Here is a 23,769-nt window from a genome sequence, read left to right as displayed (position 1 = left end):
ACGAGCGCAGACATAAGCACTGAGTCACAGAAGTGGGTGGGCGCAGCCACCAATTCGGCTGACGCGCCGAGGGAGTTGGCCGACGCGGGGAGGACGGGCCCGGGGAACCGGCAGGGACGATCTACGGGCTGCCGCGGTGGTTCCCGCGGCAGCCGCATCTCACCCATACGGGCGCGGCGGTACGGGCGGGGCCGACCGGGGCCCTTCCCGCACCGCCGTGCCGTACGGCTACGCCTCGCGCGCCCCCGCGTACATCTCGTCAAGCAGATCCTTGAACGTCCGCTCCACCACCGGCCGCTTGATCTTGAGGCTGGGGGTCACCTCGCCGTGCTCGATGTCCAGGTCACGCGGCAGCAGCCGGAACTTGCGGATCTGCTGCCAGCGCTGCAGCCCCTCGTTGACCCGCTCGACATAGCCGTCGATCAGCTCCCGGACCTGGTCGGTGGCGACGACCTCGGCGTAGCTCCTGCCGCCCAGGCCGTGCTCCTTCGCCCAGGTCAGGATCGTCGGCTCGTCGAGGGCGATCAGTGCGGTGCAGAAGTTCCGGTTGGCGCCGTGCACCAGCACGTTGGAGACGAACGGACAGACCGCCTTGAACTGACCCTCCACCTCGGCCGGTGCGATGTACTTGCCGCCCGAGGTCTTGATCAGGTCCTTCTTGCGGTCGGTGATCCGCAGATAGCCGTCCGGGGAGAGCTCGCCGATGTCGCCGGTGTGGAACCAGCCGTCCTCCTCCAGGACCTCGGCGGTCTTGTCGGGCAGGCCGTGGTAGCCCTGCATGATGCCGGGGCCGCGCAGCAGGATCTCGCCGTCCTCGGCGATCCGCACCTCGGTGCCGGGCAGCGGCTTGCCGACCGTTCCGGTGCGGTAGGCCTCGCCGGGGTTGATGAAGCTGGCGGCGCTGGACTCCGTCAGGCCGTAGCCCTCCAGGATGTGGATACCGGCGCCGGAGAAGAAGTAGCCGATCTCCGGCGAGAGCGCGGCCGAGCCGGAGACCGCGGCGCGCAGCCGGCCGCCGAACGCCTCCCGCAGCTTGGTGTAGACGAGGGTGTCGGCGACCTTGTGCTTGGCGCCGAGCGCGAACGGCACCGAGGCGCTGCCGGTGCGGCGGAAGTTGTCCTGCGAGACCTTGGCGTACTCGCGGGCCACCTCGGCCGCCCACTGGAAGATCTTGTACCTGGCGGCGCCGCCCGCCCGGGCCTTGGCCGCGACCCCGTTGTAGACCTTCTCGAAGATCCGCGGCACGGCCGCCATGTACGTGGGCCGGACGACCGGCAGATTCTCGATGATCTTGTCGACCCGGCCGTCCACGGCGATCACCTGGCCGGTGGCGATCTGCCCGGCGGTGAGCACCTTGCCGAAGACATGCGCCAGCGGCAGCCAGAGGTACTGCACATCGTCCTCATGGACCAGGCCCGTCGCCTGAATCGCGCGGGCCATGTACGACCAGCAGTCGTGCGGCAGCCGGACGCCCTTGGGACGGCCGGTGGTACCGGAGGTGTAGATGAGCGTGGCCAGCTGGTCGGCGCGCAGCGCGGCGACCCGCTCCTTGACGCACTCCGGGTGCTCCTCCAGATAGGCGGTGCCGCGCTTCTCCAGCTCGCCGAGGGTGAGCACCCAGCCCTCCGGATCGCCCTCGGCGGGCTCCGCGCCCGCCTCGTCGATGACGACGACATGGGCCAGCTCGGGCAGCTCAGCGCGCTGCGCGCGGGCCTTGGCGAGCTGTCCGGCGTCCTCCGCGATCAGCACCCGGCTGCCCGAGTCGGCCAGGATGTAGGCGGTCTCCTCGGCGTTGGTGCTGGGGTAGACCGTGGTGGTGGCGGCGCCGGAGCAGAGCACCCCGAGGTCGGCAAGGATCCACTCGACACGGGTGTTGGCGGCCAGCGCCACCCGCTCCTCGGGGCGTACGCCGAGCGCGATGAGCCCGGCGGCCACGGCGTAGACCCGCTCCGCGGCCTGGGACCAGCTGATCGCCTTCCAGTCGTCCGGGCCCTGCCCCGTCGAAGGAGGGACCGGATAGCGATAGGCCTCGATCTCGGGCGTGGCCGCGACCCGCTCCAGGAAGAGTTGTGCCACCGAAGGCGGCCGGTTTTCGATCAGCGTGTGGGTGTCCGTCACGGCGTCCTCCGGGGCCCGCTTCATTGCTGGTGACTCGCGAGTAACCTTTGAGCAGTGATCAGACTAGAGCGCGATGCGCCGACGCGTAAGGGGCTGCGACCTACCGGTTCACGATGTGACCAGTGCGATAGCTGTACGTAGCACACACAATGCCCGATAGTGCGCCGCGCCGCTCCCCCACACCAGACCACACCCGGCGGTCCGGATCACGCCACCCCCGGCGCCATGCGGCGCGTTCATCCCGATGCGCAGCCGGGAAGCCGACAGGGCGCCGGCCCCTGGGGACCTGCGCCCTGTCGCCGCCGTCACCGGCTACGCGCTACTTCTTCTTCGCGTCACCGTCGGAGTCCGAGGACAGCACCGCGATGAAGGCCTCCTGCGGGACCTCCACGCTGCCGACCATCTTCATCCGCTTCTTGCCTTCCTTCTGCTTCTCCAGCAGCTTCCGCTTACGGGAGATGTCACCGCCGTAGCACTTGGCGAGGACGTCCTTGCGGATGGCGCGGACCGTCTCACGGGCGATGACCCGGCTGCCGATGGCGGCCTGGATCGGCACCTCGAAGCTCTGCCGCGGGATCAGCTCCCGCAGCTTGGCCACCAGCCGCACGCCGTATGCGTACGCCTTGTCCTTGTGGCAGATCGCGGAGAACGCGTCGACCTTGTCGCCGTGCAGCAGGATGTCGACCTTGACCAGGTCGGCCACCTGCTCACCGGTGGGCTCGTAGTCCAGCGAGGCATAGCCGCGGGTCTTGGACTTGAGCTGGTCGAAGAAGTCGAAGACGACCTCGGCGAGCGGCAGCGTGTAGCGGATCTCGACGCGGTCCTCGGAGAGGTAGTCCATGCCGAGGAGGTTGCCGCGGCGGTTCTGGCACAGCTCCATGATCGCGCCGATGAACTCGCTGGGCGCCAGGATCGTGGCCCGGACGACCGGCTCGTGCACCTTGTCGATCTTGCCCGTCGGGAACTCGCTCGGGTTGGTGACCTCGTGCTCGGTCCCGTCCTCCATGTCGACGCGGTAGACCACGTTCGGCGCGGTGGCGATCAGATCGAGGCCGAACTCGCGCTCCAGGCGCTCGCGGATGACCTCCAGGTGCAGCAGACCGAGGAAGCCGACGCGGAAGCCGAAGCCCAGGGCCGCGGAGGTCTCCGGTTCGTAGACCAGCGCGGCATCGTTGAGCTGCAGCTTGTCCAGCGCGTCACGCAGCTCCGGGTAGTCCGAACCGTCCAGGGGGTACAGGCCCGAGAACACCATCGGCTTGGGGTCCTTGTAGCCGCCCAGCGGCTCCTGGGCACCCTTGGTGAGCTGGGTGATCGTGTCACCCACCTTGGACTGCCGGACGTCCTTCACACCGGTGATCAGATAGCCGACCTCACCGACGGACAGACCGTCGGCGGCCTTCATCTCCGGGGAGTTCGTGCCGATTTCCAGCAGCTCGTGCGCGGCGCCGGTCGACATCATCCTGATGCGCTCGCGCTTGCTGAGCGTGCCGTCGACGACCTTCACGTAGGTCACGACACCGCGGTAGGCGTCGTAGACCGAGTCGAAGATCATCGCGCGGGCGGGGGCGTCCTTGACGCCGACCGGGGCCGGCACCTCGCGGACGACCTTGTCCAGCAGCTCGGCCACGCCGACGCCGGTCTTGGCGGAGACCCTCAGCACGTCCTCGGGCTCGCAGCCGACCAGATTGGCCAGCTCGGCGGCGAACTTCTCGGGCTGCGCGGCCGGCAGGTCGATCTTGTTGAGGACGGGAATGATCGTGAGGTCGTGCTCCATCGCCAGGTACAGGTTGGCGAGGGTCTGGGCCTCGATGCCCTGGGCGGCGTCGACGAGGAGGATGCAGCCCTCGCACGCGGCGAGCGAGCGGGAGACCTCGTAGGTGAAGTCGACGTGGCCCGGGGTGTCGATCATGTTGAGGATGTGGGTCGTGCCACTTCCCTCTTCACCCTCGGAGGGGTCCCAGGGCAGCCGGACCGCCTGAGACTTGATCGTGATGCCACGCTCGCGCTCGATGTCCATGCGGTCGAGGTACTGCGCGCGCATCTGCCGCTGGTCGACGACACCGGTGAGCTGGAGCATCCGGTCGGCGAGCGTCGACTTGCCGTGGTCGATGTGCGCGATGATGCAGAAGTTACGGAGGAGGGCCGGATCGGTACGGCTCGGCTCCGGCACGTTCGTAGGGGTCGCGGGCACGCAGGGTCCATTCAGTGAACGCGGGTAGGCGGGACTCGGGTATGTGACGTCTCCCCCATCGTCCCATGAGCGAGGGGCCCGGTCCGGTTTGGGCGGGGCGGAGACGGGATCGGGCGGTTCCGGGGCGGGGGATGGAGAGGTCGGGGGGCGGGGACTGGTGGGCTCGCAGCGGGTGCCGAGGGGCTCGGGGAGCGGGAACGGGCGGACCGGCGGACCGCGCGGGCCGGCCGCTCCGGCGGGGGCGGGCGGGAGTCGGGCGGCGGTCAGGTGGTGGATCCGGCGGGGGCGGGCGGCGGTCAGGTGGTGGGTCCGGTCCGGTTTGGGAGGCCGTAGACCCTGCTGGTAGCCTGGTCCACTGCGCTTCGTGCCCTCTCTCGTACGAGGCGCCACTCGAAACTCCAACGAACCTGAAAAGGCTCTTTCGTGGCGAACATCAAGTCCCAGATGAAGCGGATCAAGACCAACGAGAAGGCTCGTCAGCGCAACAAGGCTGTCAAGTCCACTCTGAAGACCGCGATCCGTCGCACCCGCGAGGCCGTCGAGGCCGGTGACCTGCAGAAGGCCACCACCGCCCAGGCCGCCGCCGCCAAGACGCTCGACAAGGCCGTCAGCAAGGGTGTCATCCACAAGAACGCCGCCGCCAACAAGAAGTCGGCGCTGGCGAAGAAGGTCGCGTCCCTCAAGGGCTGACCTTCCGACGGACGAAGGTCCTCGGCCCGTCCAGGGCTGATCCTCGTCCCCCCGCAGTACCAGAGCAGTAACCCTGCCGACAGGGACCCAGCGGCCCCTCTCTCCGCTCCCTGACCGGTGCACCACCGCGCCGCACACGGCCTGCGTTCGCCACGCGGGTGCGGCGCACCCGGCTCACCCGGCGGTCACCACCGCCGACGAAGCCGCAAGAGCTTGATACGAAGGCCCCGCCTTTCCCCTTCCCCAGGGGCGAGGCGGGGCCTTTTGTCGTGGCGGGGGCGAGCAGGACGCTGCAGGCTTTTGTCGGTTGTTTATCGGGTGGGCTTCGGCTGGGTGGGCTTTAGCCGGGTGGGCTTCCGCTGGGCGGGCTTCCGCTGGGCGGGCTTCCACCGGCGGCGTGTGCCTGCGATAACAACGGCCCCACAGCGACAGCCCTGTCTCAAAGCCACCTCAACAAGGGCCCCTCGACGGATCCCTCACCACAAATGCCGCTCAGGAAATGCCCGGAAGCCGAGCCCCGTAGCAAAACCGCAGCAAAACCACAGCAACAAGGGCATCCACAACACATCCCACAGCACATTTCACAACAAAGCCCGCAAGGAAAACCCGTAACAAGAGGCGCGGGCTGCTCACCGTAGAGGGAATTCGGGGCATCGGGCCAGGTTCACTTTCGGCCAGTTCCGCTACGCTGCGGCCATGTCCATATCGGGGGATCAGAACAATCCGTACAACCAGCCACAGCCCCATCCCTACGGCCAGGTTCCCGCGCCGCAGAATCCGGTGCCCGCGCAGCAGAATCCCTACGCACAGCAGGCCCCACCGCAGGCGCCGGCCGCCGGATACGGCTATCCCGCATCCGGCGTGCCTGCTGCACCTCTGGGGGCGCCCGGCGCTCCTGACGGGGCGGGCCGCGGTATGTCCGGCTGGCTCTGGGCGATCGGCGGGGCCGTCGCCGCGTCCGCGATCTGGGGCTCCGTGTTGTTCGCCACCGGCGGCTTCTCCTCCGAGCCCAGCCCCGATCTCGCGGGCTACGGCTACACCAGTGATCTGTGTGCGGACACCTCGATGGCCCCGTTCGAGAACGCCGACTTCAAGACCAAGGCAAACACCGGCACGGCCTCCAAGAACACCAACCCGCAGCACAGCGGCGCCCAACAGGCCTCGCTGGACACCATGTGGTGCAACATCTCGCTGGAGAAGGAGAACGCAAGCAGCTCCGACTACTCCTCGACCTGGCTCTACAACACCGCCACGCTGCACAAGAAGACCGACCCCGCGCCCGAGTTCGCCGACGGCTACCGCTCCTACGAGAAGCAGGACGCCTCCGTCGGCTACCGGGTCGAGGCCGTGCCGGGCCTCGGTGACGAGGCTTTTCTGGTGACCCGTAAGGACGACGGCAGCACGAGCTCGGGCTCGTATGTGATCCTCGGCGTCCGGGACGGCTGGATGACCTACCAGTCGACATGGTCGAGCTATGCCTCGAGCCGCAGCTCCACCAAGCCGCCGACCGCCGACGAGGTCGCGACGATGCTGAAGACCAGCGCCACGGAGACGCTCAAGCGGCTGCAGAACTCCCGGTCCCGGTGAGAGGCTCGCCGTCTTGGTGACGGGCTCGCGGGCTCGGTAGGAGTTCGCGAGCTCGGTGAGGGTGGATCGCGGTGCCCGTGGATCGCGGGGTCGGCAGATCGCGGGGCGGCGGAGCGTGGGGCAGGGGAGGTCGCCGTACCGGGATCGCTTCACCGGGACGGGGCCCACAGCTACTGCGCCCAGGTCCTGGACACGTAGCGCCGCTACCGCAGCATGACGGGACACACGGTTGCCGCCGTGTCCACCGCGGCCGGACCGGAGTCGACCGCCGTCCGCGGCTGCCGCTTCACCGCGAGCGGGCCGCCCGCGCGATCGCCACGACGGCCTTCTCCAGGGCGTACGCGGGATCGTCACCGCCGCCCTTCACTCCCGCATCGGCCGCCGCCACCGCGCGCAGCGCCGTGGCCACCCCGTCCGCCGACCAGCCGCGCATCTGCTGCCGTACCCGGTCGATCTTCCAGGGCGGCATGCCGAGGTCGCGGGCGAGGTCGCCGGGGCGGGCGCCGCGCGGGGCGGAGGCCAGCTTGCCGATGGCGCGGACGCCTTGGGCCAGCGCGCTGGTGATCATGACGGGTGCGACGCCGGTGGCGAGCGACCAGCGCAGTGCCTCCAGCGCTTCGGCGGCCCGGCCCTCGACGGCCCGGTCCGCGACGGTGAAGCTCGATGCCTCGGCCCGGCCGGTGTAGTAGCGCGCGACGACGGCCTCGTCGATCGTGCCCTCGACATCGGCGGCCAGCTGTGCACAGGCCGATGCCAGCTCACGCAGATCGCTGCCGATCGCATCGACCAGCGACTGGCAGGCCTCGGGCGTCGCCGAACGCCCCGTCGCACGGAACTCGCCCCGTACGAAGCCCAGCCGGTCGGCCGGCTTGGTCATCTTGGGGCAGGCCACTTCCCGCGCCCCGGCCTTACGGGCGGCGTCCAGCAGGCCCTTCCCCTTGGCACCGCCGGCATGCAGCAGCACCAGCGTGATCTCCTCGGCGGGCGAGCCGAGATACGCCTTGACGTCCTTGATGGTGTCCGCGGACAGATCCTGGGCGGCCCGCACCACGACGACCTTGCGCTCGGCGAAGAGCGAGGGGCTGGTCAGCTCGGCGAGGGTGCCGGGCTGCAGCTGGTCGGGAGTGAGGTCACGCACATCGGTGTCCGCATCGGCCGCCCGGGCAGCCGCCACCACCTGCTGCACCGCGCGGTCCAGCAGCAGGTCTTCCTGGCCCACCGCGATCGTGACGGGGGCGAGCGGGTCATCGTGAGCTGTCTTCCTGGCCATCGCGGTCCAGCATCCCACGTGCCACTGACAACCCTGCCCGGACGCTCTCCGCCCCCTGCCGGACCGGACCCTCCTCCCCCTGTCGGACAATGGCCCGGTGAATGATGCTGCCCCACACCACCCCGATGTACGACATGTGCGCCACGTACTGGTACTGCCCGACCGCGACGCGGCGGAAGAGGTGGCCGAAGCCCTGACCGAACGCTTCGGTGTCACCGAGGAGCCCCAGCTCGTACGGGACGCGCTGGCCGGTGAGGACGACGCCGAGGACGCACAGTGGCTGGTCGTCGTCGAGGACCCGGACGCCGCTCACGATCCCGCGCGGCTGCACGACCTCGCGGCGGAGTACGAGGGCTGGCGCGAGGCCGAGTAACGACAGGCCCCGCCCCACCGAGCGGATGACGAGGCTACGGACGCCCCTGGGCCCCTACAGCGGGCGGCGGCACCTCGCCCACCACGGGCTCCCGCTCCAGCGCGATCCCGAAGTGCTCCCGGTAGGCGGCGAGGATCTCGTCCGCGCCTACCTGGCGCTCCTCGCGTGCGCCGTCCACCGCGGTGGTCACGAGCGTACGGCCGGAGAGCGTGATCCGACCGGTCTCCGTCAGCCGTGAGCACACCAGGGACTGGGTGAAGTGCGATGTGGGCGAGGTCTGGTTCCACCAGCAGCCGACCTCGAAGTCCGCGTACGCACGCGGGCGTTGCTCCAGGCGGTACTGCGGGGAGCCGTCCCTCAGAACGTCGAGATCGCCCGTCTCCGCCTCCTCGATCCGGAACACCCCGCCGGGATCGGTCTGCTCGGCGCGGCTGTCCCAGCGCAGCGGAAAGTGGCTGTGCCTGCCGAACCCGACGTCCGCAAGCCACGGCCCGTCGGCTGTCTGTACGCGCAGCGCAAGGTGGTCGTACGGAATCCCGAGCTTCCCCTCGGCGCCGAACACCCGGGCGGACAACAGCTCGACCTCATAACCGAGCGCGCCCAGCAGCATGGCGAACGCGCCGTTGAGCTCGTAGCAGAAGCCGCCGCGCCGGGCACCGACGATCTTGTCGAGCACCGGCTGCTCCGCGAGCACGATCTCCTCGCCGAGGTGGATGGACAGGTTCTCGAAGGGGACGGTGCGCAGATGGCTGAGGTGCAGTGCACGCAGCGCGTCGGCATCGGGGGAGGCGGGGCGGCCGGCGCCGATCCGGTCCAGGTAGGCGTCAGTGGCAGCGGTGTCCATCAGGTGTGCGTCCTCTCCGCAGCGAACCAGCGGCGGGTCCGTTCCGCCGCCGAGGCGGGCGTACCTGCCATCACCTCGGCAAGGGTCTGTGCGGCCAGCTCTCGCCGCCAGGCCAGCTCGGCCTTGCGCATCGCCGTGGAGATGCCACACGGCCGGCCGAACTCCCTGCCGGACGCCTCCGCACCGGCCCCTTTCCGACGGATCTCGGTACACCGGAATACATCGTCGGTGCCCTCGATCGCCGCAACGACATCCATGAGGGTGATCCGCTCCGGCGGCCGCGCCAGCTGGAAGCCACCCCGCGCGCCGGGGGTGGAGCTCAGAATCCCGGCCCGCACCAGCGCCTGCAGCCGCTTGTTCAGGTAGGCCGCGGGCAACTCGAAGGAAGCCGCCAGCCGAGCGGTGGACACGGGTCCGTCCCCTTCGAGCCAGGCCAGCGTCACACAGCAGTGCAGGCCCCACTCGACGCCCTCACTCATCCTCATAATCTGGATTCTACAGGTCCTGGTTCAGCACCTCTCCTCCTTCCATCCGGCCGCTGCCGCCACTCCGGCGTCCGCCGGGCGGGCAGCGGGGGCGACTCAGGCACCGCCGCAGGCTGCGGGTCGTTCGGCGTCTCGGTCGGCTCAGCTGGCATCTGGGTTGGCGTCTCGGTTGGCGTCTCGGTCGGCTCGGTTGGCGGTTGTCGAGGGGACGGGTGCGGCTCCTGGAGCGGCGGTTGCCTGCTGTACGTACTTCGGCTCGACCCGCGCCAGGATGCGTAGGTGTCCGGGTTCTCGGACCGTTGGCCATGCGGGCCTTGACCCGATGACCGGTGACGGTGGCGGAAAGCCTGGCCTCGGTGCCGAGGATCGCGATGGCCCCGTCGGTGTCCGTACGCAGCACCCGGGCGCCCTGGGCCCGGAGCGCCGCGATGGTGCGGGGCGCCGGATGGCCGTACGGGTTGTCGGCGCCGCAGGAGATCAGCGCCAGGCGCGGCGCCAGCCGGTGTATCAGCGGCGGGTCCTGATAGGCGGAGCCATGGTGTGCCACCTTCAGGACATCGACGCCGCCGAGTTCGGGGTGCGCCGCGAACAGCCCGCGCTGTGCGGGCGGTTCGAGGTCACCGAGCAGCAGGATGGTCAGCCCTCCCGTACGGACGAGCAGGGTGACGCTGGCGTCGTTGGGGCCGTCGAGGGCGTCGGGCCCGGAGGGACTGCCGGGACTGCCAGGAATGCCGGGACTACCAGGGCTGCCGGAGCTGCCGGAGTCGTAGGGGCCTCCGGAACCCGCTTCCTGACGGTGAGGGTAGGCGAAACCAGTGGGGTCGTAGGGGTCGGTTGAGCCGTGAGGGTCGGTGGCGCCGGCTGAGCCGCGAAGGGCGGTGGGCTTGGTTGAGCCGTGGGGCTCGGTTGGATTGGTCGAGTCGCGAGGCCCGATGGGATCGCTGGGGCCGGGACGGGCCGGCGGGGCGGGTGGCCAGAGGACCTCCCAGGTCAGCGGACCCAGGTGGCGGCGCTCCCCCGGTGTGGCACGGACGATCGGTACCCGGGCCGCGGCAGCCGTACTGCGCACGAACTGTGCCTGCCCCGGAGGCTCTTGCAGGGTCGTCGTCTCGATCGCACCGACCGAGCGCCCGCGGAGCGCTCCCGGGAGTCCGTCCACATGGTCTGCGTGGAAGTGCGTCAGGACGAGGAGGGGGATGCGACGGATCCCCAGGTCGGTCAGGCAGCGGTCCATGGCGTGGGGCTCGGGCCCGGTATCCACCACCAGTGCCGTACCGTCCCCGGCTGCCAGCACCAGGCCGTCGCCCTGCCCCACGTCGCAGACCACGGCTCGCCAACCCGGCGGCGGCCAGCCGGTGAGGACGCGGGTGAACGGCGCGGGGCGGCACACGGCCAGGATCACCGCCAACGCGCAGAGGAAACACAGCCAGGGACGGCGCAGCACCCTACGGCCGACCGGCACCAGGACCACCATGGCGGCCGCCAGCGCCATCCCACCGGCCCAGCCGCCCGGCCAGGCGAACTCCGCTCCCGGCAGGGCCGCCCCCGTACGGGCGACACCGGCGATCCACTCGGCGGGCCAGCCCGCACACCACGCCAGCGCCTGGGCGACCGGCGGCACGACCGGAGCGGCGGCGAGGGCCGCGAAGCCCAGGACCGTCGCGGGGGCCACGGCCAGTTCGGCCAGCAGATTGCAGGGCACGGCGACCAGGCCCACCCGGGCCGCCAGCACGGCGACGACGGGTGCACAGACCGCCTGGGCGGCGGCCGCGGCGGCGATCACCTCGGCGAGGCGGGGCGGCACCCGGCGCCGTTGAAGTGCGGCGCTCCAACGCGGTGCGAGCAGCAGCAGCGCGCCGGTCGCCAGGACAGACAGCAGAAAGCCGTAGCTGCGGGCGAGCCAGGGATCGTAGAGAACCAGCAGCAGGACGGCGGCGGCGAGCGCGGGGAGCAGCGAGCGGCGTCGGCCGGTGCCGATCGCGAGCAACGTGATCAGACCGCAGGCGGCGGCCCGCAGCACACTCGGGTCCGGGCGGCACACCACGACGAAGGCGAGGGCGAGCGCGCCGCCGATGACCGCCGTGCCGCGCAGCGACAGCCCGAGGCGCGGCGCCAGCCCACGGCGCTCGGCACGGGACGCAAGATGCGGCGGACCGATCAGCAGCGCGAGCACAATCGTCAGATTGCTGCCGGAGACGGCGAGCAGATGCGTCAGATCGGTGGCACGAAAGGCATCATCCAAATCCGGCGGTACACGCGAGGTGTCCCCCACCACGAGCCCCGGCAACAGCGCTCGGGCATCGGGACGCAGCCCGCTGCTGGCCTCACGCAGCCCGGCACGCAGACTCCCCGCCAGCCGCTGCAGCACGTCCGGCGCACCCACCTTGACCGGCGGCGCCTCGGCGGTGACCCGCAGCACGGCAGCCACCTGATCGCCAGACGCCAGCGGCGGCGCAGCACGCGCCACCACCCGAATCCGAGTAGACGGCAGCAGCCCCCGCCACGCCGACGCGATGCCCCCACGGGCGTCGGCGCGGCCCTCTGCTCCCGACGGGGGCGGGTCGGCGACTGAGCTTTGCGGGATGGTGGTGGCGGCGATCTGCGGGACGGTGGACGAGCCGTACGGGCCGGTCACCGCGTGCGGCGGGGCGGCGGACGAGCCATACGTGCTGGTCACCGCGGTCTGCAGGACAGCGGGCGAACTGTGCGCGGCAGACACCGAAGCCACTGGAGCAGCGCCCGGAGCGGGCGGAACGCCGGTCGACCCCCGTGGAGCGGCGGCCGGAGGCGGCGGGACGCCAGGCGGCCCCGGCGGGGCTGCGGCCGGGCCCTGTGCTGGGGCGCCCGGGTTTCGAGGGAGGGCAGCCGAGATACGCGAGGCGGCGTCCACGTTCGACGGGCCGCCACGGCCCTCGGCTCGATCGTTCCCGCCCCCCGCGCCGCGCCCTCCTCCGGGCTGCTGGACAACCACCAGGCTCGGCGTGCGGACAGCGGTGACCTCGCCGTCCGGGGCCGTGACGCGTACGGCATCAGCCGTGAACACCAGGACCGGGGGCGTCCGTTGGGAGCCCCGCACCTTGGGGCGGGTCAGCCGTGGATCGCCGGTCACCTCCAGTTCCACCGTGACCCGCGCATACTGCTCCGCCAAGACCGGAAGCGGCCCACGCCGCAGGTCAGAGGCGTGCAGCACCGCGGACGCAGCCCCCGCCGCGGCACACAGCAACACTGCGGTCAGGGCCACGAACGCGCCGGCCGACCGGAGGCGGGGAGAGCGGCAGCGGGGCGACTCCGCTCCTCGCCGCCCGGTGTCGGCCCGAGGAGCGACACCGGGCTGCTCCTCCGCCCCTGGTTCACGCTCGGCCCTGCGCCGGACTACGGCCACCCGTAACGCGACGGCCCCGAGCGCCACGGCCACGCCGCAGGCCACCGCCACTCCCGCACCGGGGGCGTCCAGACCGATCGCCGCGGCCGCCCAGGCCGCCAACGCGGGTGCGACAAGGCGCAGATCGGCCGGGCCCTCCTGATGCGGGTCCGAGGCACCGTGCGGCGACGCCGCCGTGGCGTGCACGGTGGCGCGAGGGGTGGTCATGGCACCACCAGGGGGCGCAGATCGGCGAAACGGCGGTCACCGATACCGGTCACCTGGCGGAGCTGGTCCACCGAGGTGAACCCACCGTGCTGGGTACGGAATTCGACGATGTGCCGGGCCAGGACAGGGCCCACTCCGGGGAGGGAGTCGAGCTGCTGCTCGGTCGCCGTGCTGAGGCTGACCGGGCCACCCGGACCACCCCCGCCACTCGGCGCCCCACTCCCCGGCCCGCCGGCCTCCACGTCAGCAGGACCGCCACCGCCCCCGGCCCCGCCCCCGCCACCAGCCGCACCAGCCGCACCAGCCGCTCCGACCACGATCTGCTCACCGTCGGTCAGCAGCCGCGCCCGGTTGAGCCCTTGGACGTTCGCCCCGCGCAGCACGCCGCCCGCGGCCCGCAGGGCATCCACCACCCGCGCCCCCCGTGGCATCCGCTGAATTCCGGGGTGCCGGACCTTGCCCGTGACATCGACGACCAGCTGCCGCGCCGCAGTACCCGGCGGGCCATTCGCCACCGCGGTGGCGGCCGATGACGCGGACGGCAGTGACGGTGCTCGCGGGTCGGGGCCATGTGCCCCTCCGGCCCGTTCGACCGCCGGTGCCCGTACCGGCTCGGGACGGCCGGCCCAGAAGTGCTGCACGGCGAATCCCACAGCCACCACGAGCACCAGGACCAGGGCGGCGAGCGCTTTCGGGTCGGTGCCACACCGTAACTGCACCCATAGCGGGAGCCGTTCGCGCAGGGCACACCACATCCGCTCCCTACGGCGTGAGCCCGGCGGATCATGCCCAGGAGGAGGCGGACCGGCCTCGGCAGCGACCCTCGCGTCGCCGAAGATCGCCGCGACCCGGGCCCGCACCCTCTCGCGCTCCCACTCCCGCCGCTCCGCCCCGCCGGACGGAACAGCGGCCCCAGTGGGAACGGAGAAAGCCGAAGCGGACGAGGAGGCGACGGACGGATCCGATGCCGCCGAAGAGCCGGAGGAAAGCGATGGGGGGACCGCAGGGCCGGAGGATGCCGAGGGGACCGTAGGAGCCGCAGAAGCCAAAGGGTCCGACCGGGCCGAAGCGCCCCCAGGGGGCGGCGGAGACGGAGAAGCCGACTCAACCGGCCCCGATAACGACTCCGCCCCGGCCAACACCGCCGACGGCTCCACCCCTCCTAGCGGCGCCGAAGCCGAAGCCGGGACCGGCACCGAAGCCGACCCCACCCCCGCCCCCAAAGCCCCCGCCGAGCCCGGAAATCCCCATGATGCCGATCGAGACAAGTTCATACCGACCGACGCTAAGCACCCCGCGCAGATCTCGCCGAGCAGCCTCAAATCCGGTGGATGCAGCCCCAGTTGTGGACAACTCCGTCACCCACAGGGCACGCCCCCGCCCCTCTCACCGCGGGGAAACCACAACCCCCAACAGCCCGGGGCCCGTATGCGCGCCGATCACCGCGCCCACCTCGCTCACATGCAGCTCGTTGAGCCCGGGCACCCGCTCCCGGAGCCGCTGGGCCAGGGCCTCCGCGCGCTCCGCCGCGGCAAGATGGTGGACCGCGATATCGACCTGCCCCTCACCCGCCCGCTCCGCGGCGATCTCCTCGAGCCGCCCGATGGCCTTGGACGCCGTACGGACCTTCTCCAGCAGCTCGATCCGCCCGTCGGCCAGTTGAAGGAGCGGTTTGACGGCGAGCGCGGAGCCGAGCAGCGCCTGGGCCGCGCCGATCCGGCCACCGCGGCGCAGATAGTCGAGGGTGTCGACGTAGAAGTAGGCGGAGGTACCCGCTGCGCGCTTCTCCGCGGCGGCGACCGCTTCGTCCACGTCCCCGCCGGCTTCCGCCGTCTCCGCGGCCGCGAGGGCGCAGAACCCGAGAGCCATCGCCACCATCCCGGTGTCCACGACGCGTACGGGCACCGGAGCTTCCTTGGCGGCCAGCACCGCCGCGTCGTAGGTGCCGGAGAACTCCGAGGAGAGGTGGAGCGAGACGATGCCGCTCGCGCCGGCCGCCGCGACCTTCCGGTAGGTCTCCGCGAACGTCGAGGGGCTGGGCCGGGAGGTCGTCACGGAACGGCGCTTCTGCAGCGCCTGGGCCAGGGATCTCGCGGAGATTTCGGTGCCCTCTTCCAGGGCCTGGTCCCCCAGGACGACGGTCAGTGGCACGGCCGTGATGTGGTGACGCTCGATAGCCGCCCGCGGCAAGTAGGCCGTGGAATCGGTGACGATCGCGACATGGCGGGACATGAAAAGGAGGTTATCCGGGGATCCGGATGCCGCACAGTGCGGGCCCCTCCCCAAGATCTTCCAGGTTTACCCAAGGCTCTGCCAAGAGCCCGCCGAAGGGCAGAGCCCACGCCCTCGGTCCGCCGCTCCGGGCGACCGCGACAACGCCTCACGAGCGTCCCACGCGTCCTCGATGTTCCCCGGGTGGCAGGAGCACGGTCCTTCACCGCCGACTTCCCCTGGGGCCCCGCCCCGCCCCCACCCCACCCCCTCGCCCCGTCTGCTGCTCCTACGGCCTCACGTGGTGGTGTCCTCCGTCCGCGGTGCCTTCTGCCACGGGTAGGACGGCTGGGTGCGCGGGTCCCGGGCGGTGATCGCCGGCGGGTCCTCGGGCGTCGGGCCCCAGGAGCGGGCGGCAGCGTCCGAAGGACCGCCGGTGGCACCGGCCCGTACATGCCCCTCCGTCGGCCCGGCTCCCGTGGGGGTCTTCGTCTCTCCCGGTCCCGCGCTCTCCGGGCGGCCCGGTACGGGATCCCGCAGCGGGTCCGCGGCGTCCTCGACCCGGGTCCAGTGCCGCAGCGCCCCCGTCTCCACGTCGATCTGGTCGCTCAGCGAGGCCAGATCGTCGTCCGCGAACTTGCGTGCGCGGTCGCGCGCGGCCCAGCGCAGCGACTCCGCGGAGTGCGTGATCCGCTCCAGGCGTTCCCGGAGATCCGGGAGGCGGGCGCCGATGGTGGCGCGGTCCGGTTCGCGTTCGAGCCGCTTGAGCTCGTCGTCGAGTTCATGGCCATGGGCGCTCAGGCGCTCGAAGAGGCCGATCGCCTCGCTGAGGGAGGCATCGTCCGCCGAGCCCGCATAGAGCACCTCCTGGGTGGCGCGCATGGAGGTCCGCAGGGAGAGCCTGAGCTGCGCGAGTTCGCCGACCACGCCGGGCTGGGCGAGCTGCCGGGCGCGAAGGGTGGTGTCCTCGACGGTCCTGCGGGCGTGGGCGACCGTGCGGTCCACTCCGCGCTTGGCCGCCTTGACCGCCTTGACCGTCACGAAGACCCCGGCCAGTACGAACAGCACGAAGAGCAGTCCGATGATGGCGACGGCGGCTTCCATGGGCTCTCCCCAGATGTGTCGGCGGCGCCGGTTTCCGGCCCGCGCCCTGTACCTCCACGGTAAACGGCTCGGGCAGGCTGCGGGTTCCGGAAGAACCCCCAACCTGCCCGTAGGGGAAGTCACCCATGGCGCTCACGGAGCACCGGCAGGGCGGGCCGGCCTCGCGACCGGCCGGTGGGGCACCGGCGGCGTCCGTCCCCGAAGGCCCGCTGCCGGGCGCCCGGGACCGGCCCGGGCGCCCGCCGACGGTCTACGCCGGAACGATGTTCACCAGCTTCGGCGCCCGGACGATGACCTTCCGGATGCCCGCGCCGTTCAGCGCCGCGACCACGGCCGGCTCGGCCAGGGCCGCCGCCTCCAGGTCCGCGTCGGAGATCGACGGGGCGACCTCCAGGCGCGCCTTGACCTTGCCCTTGATCTGCACGACGCAGGTCACGGTCTCGTCCACGACGTACGCCGGGTCGGCCACCGGGAAGTCCGCGTGCACGACGGAGCCGGTGTGGCCCAGCTTGCGCCACAGCTCCTCGGCGATGTGCGGCGCCAGCGGGGCGATCAGCAGCACCAGCCGCTCCGCGACCGTGCGCGGGACGGGGGTGCCCGCCTTGGTCAGGTGGTTGTTCAGCTCGGTCACCTTGGCGATGGCGGTGTTGAAGCGCAGGTTCGCCATGTCCTGGGTGACACCGTCGATCGCCTTGTGCAGGGCACGCAGGGTGGCCTCGTCCGGCTCGGTGTCGACGACGGTGACCTCGCCGGTCGCCTCGTCGACGACGTTACGCCACAGGCGCTGCAGCAGCCGGTACTGGCCGACGACGGCCCGGGTGTCCCACGGGCGCGACACGTCCAGCGGGCCCATCGCCATCTCGTACAGGCGCAGGGTGTCCGCACCGTACTCGGCGCAGATCTCGTCGGGAGTGACGGCGTTCTTCAGGGACTTGCCCATCTTGCCCAGGACGCGGCTGACCTTCTCGCCCTGGTAGTAGTAGCCGCCGTCGCGCTCCTCGACCTCGGCGGCCGGGACGGCGATACCGCGGCTGTCCCGGTAGACGAAGGCCTGGATCATGCCCTGGTTGTACAGCTTGTGGAACGGCTCGGAGGACGAGACATGTCCCAGGTCGTGCAGCACCTTGGACCAGAAGCGGGCGTACAGCAGGTGCAGTACGGCGTGCTCCGCGCCGCCCACATACAGGTCGACGCCGCCGGCCGGCTGCCCCTCGCGCGGGCCCATCCAGTACTGCTCGATCTCCGGGTCGACCAGTGCCTCGCCGTTGTGGGGGTCCAGGTAGCGCATCTCGTACCAGCACGAACCCGCCCAGTTGGGCATGGTGTTGGTCTCGCGGCGGTAGCGCTTGATGCCGTCGCCCAGGTCCAGGTCGACATGGACCCAGTCCTCGTTGCGGGACAGCGGGGTCTCCGGCTGGGTGTCGGCGTCGTCCGGGTCGAAGGTCCGCGGGGAGTAGTCCTCCACCTCGGGCAGCTCCAGCGGCAGCATCGACTCGGGCAGGGCGTGCGCCACACCGTCCTCGTCGTAGACGATCGGGAACGGCTCGCCCCAGTAGCGCTGCCGGCTGAACAGCCAGTCGCGCAGCCGGAAGTTGACGGTGCCCTCGCCGATGCCCTGGTCGGCCAGCCACTCGGTGATCTTCACCTTGGCTTCCGTGACGCCCAGGCCGTCCAGCGAGACCGTCTCACCGGACGAGTTCACGATCTTGGCGTCGTACGAGGCGAAGGCGTCGTCCCAGGCCGAGGGGTCGGTGCCGCGGCCGTCCGACGGCTCGACGACGCAGCGCATCGGCAGCTCGAAGGCGCGGGCGAAGGCGAAGTCGCGGCTGTCGTGGGCGGGGACGGCCATGATCGCGCCGGTGCCGTAGCCCATCAGGACGTAGTCGGCGATGAAGACCGGGACCTGGTCGCCGCTGATCGGGTTGGTCGCGAAGGCGCCGGTGAAGACGCCGGTCTTGTCCTTGGCCTCGGCCTGCCGCTCGACGTCCGACTTGGAGGCGGCCTGCTTGCGGTAGGCGGCGACGGCGTCGCCGGGGGTGGCGTGGCCGCCGGTCCACACGTCGCGGGTGCCCTCGGGCCAGGCGTCCGGGACGATGGAACCCGTGCCGTTGCCGTTGTCGGAGCCGGCGACCAGCGGGTGCTCGGGCGCCAGCACCATGTACGTCGCGCCGAACAGGGTGTCCTGGCGGGTGGTGAAGACGGTGATCTTGTCAGCGCCCACCGGGAAGTCGACCCGGGCGCCCTCGGAGCGGCCGATCCAGTTGCGCTGCTGCAGCTTGATGGCCTCCGGCCAGTCCAGCGCGTCCAGGTCGTTCAGCAGCCGGTCGGCGTAGGCGGTGATGCGCATGTTCCACTGGCGCAGCTTGGCCTTGAAGACCGGGTAGTTGCCGCGCTCGGAGCGGCCGTCGGCGGTGACCTCCTCGTTGGCCAGCACCGTGCCCAGGCCGGGACACCAGTTGACCGGTGCGTCCGAGGCGTACGCCAGGCGGTACTCGCCCAGGATGTTGGCCCGCTCGATGGGGCTCAGCACGCTCCAGGCCCGGCCGTCGGGGGTCGGGCGGATGCCGGCCTCGAACTGGGCGGCCAGGGTGTCGATCGGCCGGGCGGCGTCCGCCTCGGGGTCGTACCAGGAGTTGAAGATCTGCAGGAAGATCCACTGGGTCCACTTGTAGTACGCCGGGTCGATCGTCTCGACCGAGCGGCGCTGGTCGTGGCCCAGGCCCAGGCGGCGCAGCTGGCGCCGCATGTTCACGATGTTGGCCTCGGTGGAGACCCGCGGGTGGGTGCCGGTCTGCACCGCGTACTGCTCGGCGGGCAGGCCGAAGGCGTCGAAGCCCAGGGTGTGCAGGACGTTGTGGCCCGTCATGCGCTGGTGGCGGGCGTAGACGTCGGTGGCGATGAAGCCCAGCGGGTGTCCGACGTGCAGGCCGGCACCCGACGGGTAGGGGAACATGTCCATGATGAACTTCTTGGGGCGGGCCACCGGCTCGGCGTCGCCGGCCAGGTCCCCCTTCGGGTTCGGGGCCTCGTAGGTCCCGTTCGCCTCCCAGAAGTCCTGCCAGCGTGCCTCGATGTCGGCGGCCAGCGCGGCCGTATAGCGGTGCGGCGCCGCCGTCTCGGCGGAGGCGCCTCCCGCGCTCTCGACAACGGGGGAGTTGGTCGTCTCGCTCATGCTCAAAGCTCCATCGATCGTCTCTGCCAGCGGAAACGCGCCAGATCCCCGGCACGCCGGAAACAAAAAGACCCCTCGCACAGGAGGGGAAGCCGCGCCGATTCCGACGGGGTCTGTCATCCGTCGGTACTGATCAGCGCGGCCCGCTAAGCAGAAGGCGTACGGCACGCATGGCGTCAGGGTACCGCAGGGCGTACGGGGCCCGCGCTGAGGATTACCCCAACGCGGGCCCCGTCCTCTGTCACCCCGCCCTCCTCCCGCCGCGTCGCCGGGGCACGGCCGGTACGGGGAGGCGGTGCCGCGCCCTGGCGTCAGGGGCGGTAGGAGCTCACATAGCCGGTGCCCGGCGTGCCCACGCCCGTGACGTCGTCATAGCCGACGACCGCGCGCAGGGAGCTGTCCTGGCCGAGGCTGCGCAGCGAGGTCGTGGTGCCCTTGCTCGCGTCGGTGCCGTTGACGTAGTCGACGCGGACGACCGCCAGGTCACGGCCGGCACCCAGCGGGTGATCGGTGACGTCGTGGTAGGCGGCGGTGCCGTAGCGCTGGTAGATGCCGGGGTTGGCGAAGCCGAGGGCGACGCCGTGCCGGGCCTGCTGGGCGAGCGCCTGGACGCCCGCGATCACCGGCGCGGCCAGTGAGGTGCCGCCGATGCGGTACTCGTCATAGCCGAGCGATCCGTCCGGCAGGGTCTGGGTCTGGCCGACCAGGAAGCCGGTATTGGGGTCGGCGACCGCGGCGATGTCCGGGACGGTGCGCATCGCACCGCCGCCGTTCGCCTTCGCGAGCCCGTCCGGAACGACTCCGCGCTGGTAGAAGGGCTGCGCGACGGTCTTGCTGGTGCCGCCGCCGGCGCCGCCGCTGAAGGTGCCGGGGAAGCCGGTCCAGTCGTGGCCGTCCTTGGAGAGCACCGCCTTCCGGGTGCCCCAGCCGGTCTCCCACTGGTACGCGTCGTGTTTGCCGACGGCCAGAGAGGTGCCGCCGACCGCGGTCACCCAGGCGGAGTTCGCCGGGGTGTCGACCTGCTTGGTGCCCGTGTTGGCGGCCTCGTCACCGTTGTCGCCGGAGGAGAAGTAGAAGCCGATGCCCTGCACCGCGCCCTGCTGGAAGAGCTGGTCGTAGGCGGCGGCCACGTCCGGGGTCTCGTTCGCCTCGATGTCGCCCCAGGAGTTGGAGACGAGGTCGGCGAGGTGACCGTCGACGATCTTGCCGAGCGAGTCGAGCAGATCGTCGTCCATGCAGGAGGCGCCGCCGACGTAGACGAGGTCGGCGTCGGGGGCGACGGCGTGGACGGCCTCGACGTCGAGGGTCTTCTCGCCGTACCAGCCGGCCGCACCGCACTCCTCGATGTGCGTGTAGTCCTCCGGAAGGACCTGGGAGAGCTGGCCCCGGCGGTATCGGGGGTCGCCGTGGCGGGCGGCGTACGTGTCCGCGTCCCGGGCGATGGTCGGCGAGGCGTAGGCCTCGGTGATCGCGACGGTGACGTTCTTGCCGGTCCACTTCTTCGCCCGTAGGCGGCGCGGAGCTGCTTGCCGGTGTAGCCCTTGATCGCGTACGGCGCCTTGCTCCCGTAGGCGGACGGCAGCATCTCGTCGGCCCTGGAGCCGTAGTACGAGGAGAACGGGCCGGAGTTACGGAAGACGCCTTCGGCGGCGGCAGTTCGCCGGAGTGGCGCTTGGCCGGCCGCGGCGCGTCGTTCAGGCCGGTGACCGTCAGCACCTCGGCGGCCAGGGAGGCGGGCGCGGAGGCGGTGGCCGACGGGGCATGGTAAATATGCCCGCTTTTGCGGTAGTTGTGGAGGTTAGCGGCGAAAGCGCGCTCAGCGGCGGCCACGTCGCCCTTGACCGTCAGATAGCGGTTGGTGACGCGGAGGCGGAGGTGGCGCCCTGGTCGGCCTGCCGGGTGGCCCACAGGGGCTTGGTGCCCCGCAGCGCATGGCGACCGTCGTCGTGGCCCGCGGCGTCGGCGGCGGGCGCGCCGAGCGCGAGCGCACCGGCGACCAGCGGCAGCGTCGCCACCCAGGCCAGACCGGCGCGGGCGCGCAGTGATCTGGTGCGGCTTGATCTCATGGAACCCCCTGTGTGGCGCTGCGGGGTGCCGCACTGCGCCGGTGTGCCGGTGTGCGGCACCGCACGAGCGGTGAAGGCGTGAGGGGTGACGCTCACGCGATGCGCCACTCTTTCGGTGAACCGTTCATGTCAGGGACATGCGATCGCCAAGATGAGCCCAAGGAACGACAAGGGCCGGTCAGGAAGGAACAGGGAGCGAACGGTCAACTCGCCCTGGCGGACACGTCACTGACCGGACAGCGGCGCAACCACGGAGGAACTCCTGCCGGTTACGGCCGCGGGGCGGCGCCCGGTCCGCATACGCACGAAGAAGCAGGCCGTCCATATCGGACGACCTGCTTCGTACATTGTGGAGCTAAGGAGAATTGAACTCCTGACCTCCTGCATGCCATGCAGGCGCTCTACCAACTGAGCTATAGCCCCGTATTCTGTTTCCGCCCGGTTCCCCGCTGCGGCATCGCCTACATTACACGGACCTCCCCGGCTTCTGCCAAATCGTTCTGCCAGGGGTCCTTCGGTGCGACGCGCGGTACTGTCGGCGATCTGTGCCCGATACGTCCTGGGGAGCCGTACGCCGTGACCGCGCTGGAGCTGGAGCAGTCCACCGACGCCGGCGGCACCCACCCCGGAAGCGGCCTCGTCCGCCGGCACCCGATCCTCGCGGCGGCCCTCGGCTGCCTGGTCTCCTTCGCCGTCTTCTGGACCGTGCAGCGCCTGCTGCACGTGACGATGATCGACCTGATGGTCTACCGGGCCGAGGGCTTCACCGTCCGCAACGGCGAGTCCCTCTACGACATGGTGGCGACCTCGGCGCACCTGCCCAACACCTACCCGCCCTTCGCGGCCCTGCTGTTCACCCCGCTCACCCTGCTCGGCGTTCCGGAGATGCGCGCCTGCGCCACCGCCGGGAACCTGCTGCTGCTCGTCGGCGTCGTCCACCTCTCGCTACGGCTGGCCGGCCTGCCCCGGCGGCTCCCCCGGCCCGCCGCGGCGTTCGCCGTCTCCGCGCTGCTGGTGTGGTGCGAGCCGGTCTGGACGACGCTGCGCTACGGCCAGATCAATCTGCTGATCGCCGTGCTGGTGCTGTGGGACCTGACCCGCAGGGACAACCAGCGGCTCGCGGGCATCGGCATCGGCATCGCGGCCGGCCTCAAACTGACCCCGGCGCTGTTCGCGGTCTTCCTCGCGCTGGCCGGCGCCGTCCGTGCCGGGCAGCTGCTCCGCTCCGGTGCGGGGGCCCGCGCCGCCTGGAACCCCTGGCTGCGGCAGGCCGTCGTCGCCACCGCCACCTTCCTGGCCACGGCACTCCTGTCCGCGCTCGCGCTGCCACGCGACTCGTACCGCTTCTGGACGGAGATCGTCTACGCCACCGACCGGGTCGGTGAGGTGGAGATCACCGCGAACCAGTCGCTGCGCGGCGCTCTCGCCCGGCTGCTGCACACCCACGACCCGGGCGCCGCCTGGCTCGTGGTCGCGGGTCTGACCGCGGCCCTCGGTCTGGCACTGGCGGTCGGGTCGCTGCTGCGCGGGCAGCGCGCCTGGGCGGCCGCCGCCTGCGCGGCGACCGCACTCCTGGTCAGCCCGATCTCCTGGTCCCACCACTGGGTGTGGTGCGTACCGATGCTGATCCTGCTCGGCTCCGAGGCGCTGCGCCGGACGGGCACCGCGGCCCGCCGCTGGTGGGCGATGACCGGCGCACTGGGGCTGCTCTTCTGCTCGTTCGCCCTGTGGTGGGTGCCGCACCGCTGGCACCACCACGAGGAACTGCACCAGAACGGCGTGCAGATGCTGCTCTCCGGCAGCTATCCGCTCGCCGGTCTCGCCCTGTTGGCACTGGCCGGGGCCCGGCTGTGGCGGCTCAGGGGGCGGGCGGGGCAAGGCGACGCACGCCCGTCCGCCGAGGCCGGCAGCAGCTGAACCGTGCGCCCGCACTGCGGAATTGCGCGGTGACCGTCTCATATCCGCCACAACGCCCCCGCCCCCGGCGGCATTTCCGCCTGACCGGAACCGTCCGGAACTGCCCGGAAGTGCCTGAGACGGCGTCAAGGAGGGGGCGCACTCGCTCAGCG

General features: G+C 71.3%; 14 protein-coding genes, 1 tRNA gene and 1 pseudogene. 4 read left to right on the top strand and 12 right to left on the bottom strand.

The features are described from left to right. Positions 1-228 precede the first annotated feature (228 nt). A complete protein-coding gene (locus SLV14N_RS26890; protein ID WP_208684300.1) occupies positions 229-2,118 on the bottom strand; it encodes a long-chain fatty acid--CoA ligase in 1,890 nt (629 codons plus the stop codon). A 319-nt stretch (positions 2,119-2,437) separates the two neighbouring features. Continuing rightward, positions 2,438-4,309 (bottom strand): translation elongation factor 4, encoded by a 1,872-nt coding sequence (gene lepA, locus SLV14N_RS26885; protein WP_208684299.1) that lies wholly within the window; start codon positions 4,307-4,309, stop codon positions 2,438-2,440. Positions 4,310-4,732: 423 nt separating this feature from the next. Between lepA and rpsT the strand changes: the two genes are divergently transcribed. Next, a complete protein-coding gene (rpsT, locus tag SLV14N_RS26880) occupies positions 4,733-4,999 on the top strand; it encodes a 30S ribosomal protein S20 (RefSeq protein WP_018088219.1) in 267 nt (88 codons plus the stop codon). A 696-nt stretch (positions 5,000-5,695) separates the two neighbouring features. Then, complete coding sequence (locus SLV14N_RS26875; RefSeq protein WP_263271429.1) at positions 5,696-6,586, top strand: hypothetical protein; 891 nt, start codon at positions 5,696-5,698, stop codon at positions 6,584-6,586. Positions 6,587-6,872: 286 nt separating this feature from the next. On the opposite strand, the gene holA is transcribed toward SLV14N_RS26875, so the two are convergent. Continuing rightward, positions 6,873-7,856 (bottom strand): DNA polymerase III subunit delta, encoded by a 984-nt coding sequence (gene holA / locus SLV14N_RS26870; protein ID WP_018088221.1) that lies wholly within the window; start codon positions 7,854-7,856, stop codon positions 6,873-6,875. A 97-nt stretch (positions 7,857-7,953) separates the two neighbouring features. Here holA and SLV14N_RS26865 point away from each other — a divergent pair, with 97 nt between their 5' ends. Then, entirely contained in the window at positions 7,954-8,229 is a 276-nt protein-coding gene (locus tag SLV14N_RS26865) for a hypothetical protein (RefSeq protein WP_229838196.1), read from the top strand. A gap of 34 nt (positions 8,230-8,263) precedes the next feature. Here SLV14N_RS26865 and SLV14N_RS26860 read toward each other — a convergent pair whose 3' ends face one another. The 9 genes and pseudogenes from SLV14N_RS26860 to SLV14N_RS26820 all read right to left on the bottom strand — a co-directional run bounded on the left by SLV14N_RS26860 (position 8,264) and on the right by SLV14N_RS26820 (position 22,123). Beyond that, the gene (locus SLV14N_RS26860; protein ID WP_208684297.1) at positions 8,264-9,073 is read right to left on the bottom strand and encodes an arylamine N-acetyltransferase; all 810 of its coding nucleotides are present in this window, start codon (positions 9,071-9,073) and stop codon (positions 8,264-8,266) included. After that, positions 9,073-9,558, bottom strand: coding sequence for an Rrf2 family transcriptional regulator (locus tag SLV14N_RS26855; RefSeq protein ID WP_208684295.1), 486 nt, complete (start codon positions 9,556-9,558; stop codon positions 9,073-9,075). Before SLV14N_RS26855 ends, SLV14N_RS26860 begins: the two co-directional genes overlap by 1 nt. A 10-nt stretch (positions 9,559-9,568) precedes the next feature. Next, positions 9,569-13,147 carry a ComEC/Rec2 family competence protein gene (locus tag SLV14N_RS26850; protein WP_263271426.1) on the bottom strand — a complete coding sequence of 1,193 codons (3,579 nt, stop codon included), beginning with the start codon at positions 13,145-13,147 and terminating at the stop codon, positions 9,569-9,571. Continuing rightward, on the bottom strand, positions 13,144-13,902 hold the full coding sequence (locus tag SLV14N_RS26845; RefSeq protein WP_208684293.1) for a ComEA family DNA-binding protein: 759 nt from the start codon (positions 13,900-13,902) through the stop codon (positions 13,144-13,146). The genes SLV14N_RS26850 and SLV14N_RS26845 overlap by 4 nt, the downstream gene beginning before the upstream one ends. Before the next feature lie 631 nt (positions 13,903-14,533). Beyond that, complete coding sequence (locus SLV14N_RS26840; RefSeq protein WP_208684291.1) at positions 14,534-15,379, bottom strand: DegV family protein; 846 nt, start codon at positions 15,377-15,379, stop codon at positions 14,534-14,536. A gap of 276 nt (positions 15,380-15,655) precedes the next feature. Continuing rightward, the gene (locus SLV14N_RS26835; RefSeq protein WP_263271425.1) at positions 15,656-16,462 is read right to left on the bottom strand and encodes a hypothetical protein; all 807 of its coding nucleotides are present in this window, start codon (positions 16,460-16,462) and stop codon (positions 15,656-15,658) included. A gap of 250 nt (positions 16,463-16,712) precedes the next feature. Next, positions 16,713-19,634: a leucine--tRNA ligase gene (locus SLV14N_RS26830; RefSeq protein ID WP_263271424.1), complete on the bottom strand. Its 2,922-nt coding sequence runs from the start codon at positions 19,632-19,634 to the stop codon at positions 16,713-16,715. Between the two features lie 311 nt (positions 19,635-19,945). After that, a pseudogene (locus tag SLV14N_RS26825) lies at positions 19,946-21,700 on the bottom strand (S8 family serine peptidase). 350 nt (positions 21,701-22,050) lie between these two features. Next, a tRNA-Ala gene (locus tag SLV14N_RS26820) sits at positions 22,051-22,123 on the bottom strand. A 153-nt stretch (positions 22,124-22,276) separates the two neighbouring features. On the opposite strand from SLV14N_RS26820, the gene SLV14N_RS26815 reads away from it, so the two are divergent. Beyond that, positions 22,277-23,617, top strand: a complete 1,341-nt coding sequence (locus SLV14N_RS26815) for a glycosyltransferase 87 family protein (protein WP_263271423.1) — start codon at positions 22,277-22,279, stop codon at positions 23,615-23,617. Positions 23,618-23,769 lie beyond the last annotated feature (152 nt).

The organism is Streptomyces sp. Je 1-4 4N24 (genome assembly GCF_026239515.1).
In the GTDB taxonomy this organism is placed as follows: Bacteria; Actinomycetota; Actinomycetes; order Streptomycetales; family Streptomycetaceae; genus Streptomyces; species Streptomyces nigrescens.
This window is presented reverse-complemented; position numbering and strand designations above follow the sequence as displayed.

Coding starts and splice junctions, on each gene's coding strand:
- SLV14N_RS26875 (WP_263271429.1), top strand. CDS start 5,696: ATGTCCATATCGGGGGATCAGAACAATCCGTACAACCAGCCACAGCCC.
- holA (WP_018088221.1), bottom strand. CDS start 7,856: ATGGCCAGGAAGACAGCTCACGATGACCCGCTCGCCCCCGTCACGATC.
- SLV14N_RS26860 (WP_208684297.1), bottom strand. CDS start 9,073: ATGGACACCGCTGCCACTGACGCCTACCTGGACCGGATCGGCGCCGGC.
- SLV14N_RS26855 (WP_208684295.1), bottom strand. CDS start 9,558: ATGAGGATGAGTGAGGGCGTCGAGTGGGGCCTGCACTGCTGTGTGACG.
- SLV14N_RS26850 (WP_263271426.1), bottom strand. CDS start 13,147: ATGACCACCCCTCGCGCCACCGTGCACGCCACGGCGGCGTCGCCGCAC.
- SLV14N_RS26845 (WP_208684293.1), bottom strand. CDS start 13,902: ATGTGGTGTGCCCTGCGCGAACGGCTCCCGCTATGGGTGCAGTTACGG.
- SLV14N_RS26840 (WP_208684291.1), bottom strand. CDS start 15,379: ATGTCCCGCCATGTCGCGATCGTCACCGATTCCACGGCCTACTTGCCG.
- SLV14N_RS26835 (WP_263271425.1), bottom strand. CDS start 16,462: ATGGAAGCCGCCGTCGCCATCATCGGACTGCTCTTCGTGCTGTTCGTA.
- SLV14N_RS26830 (WP_263271424.1), bottom strand. CDS start 19,634: ATGAGCGAGACGACCAACTCCCCCGTTGTCGAGAGCGCGGGAGGCGCC.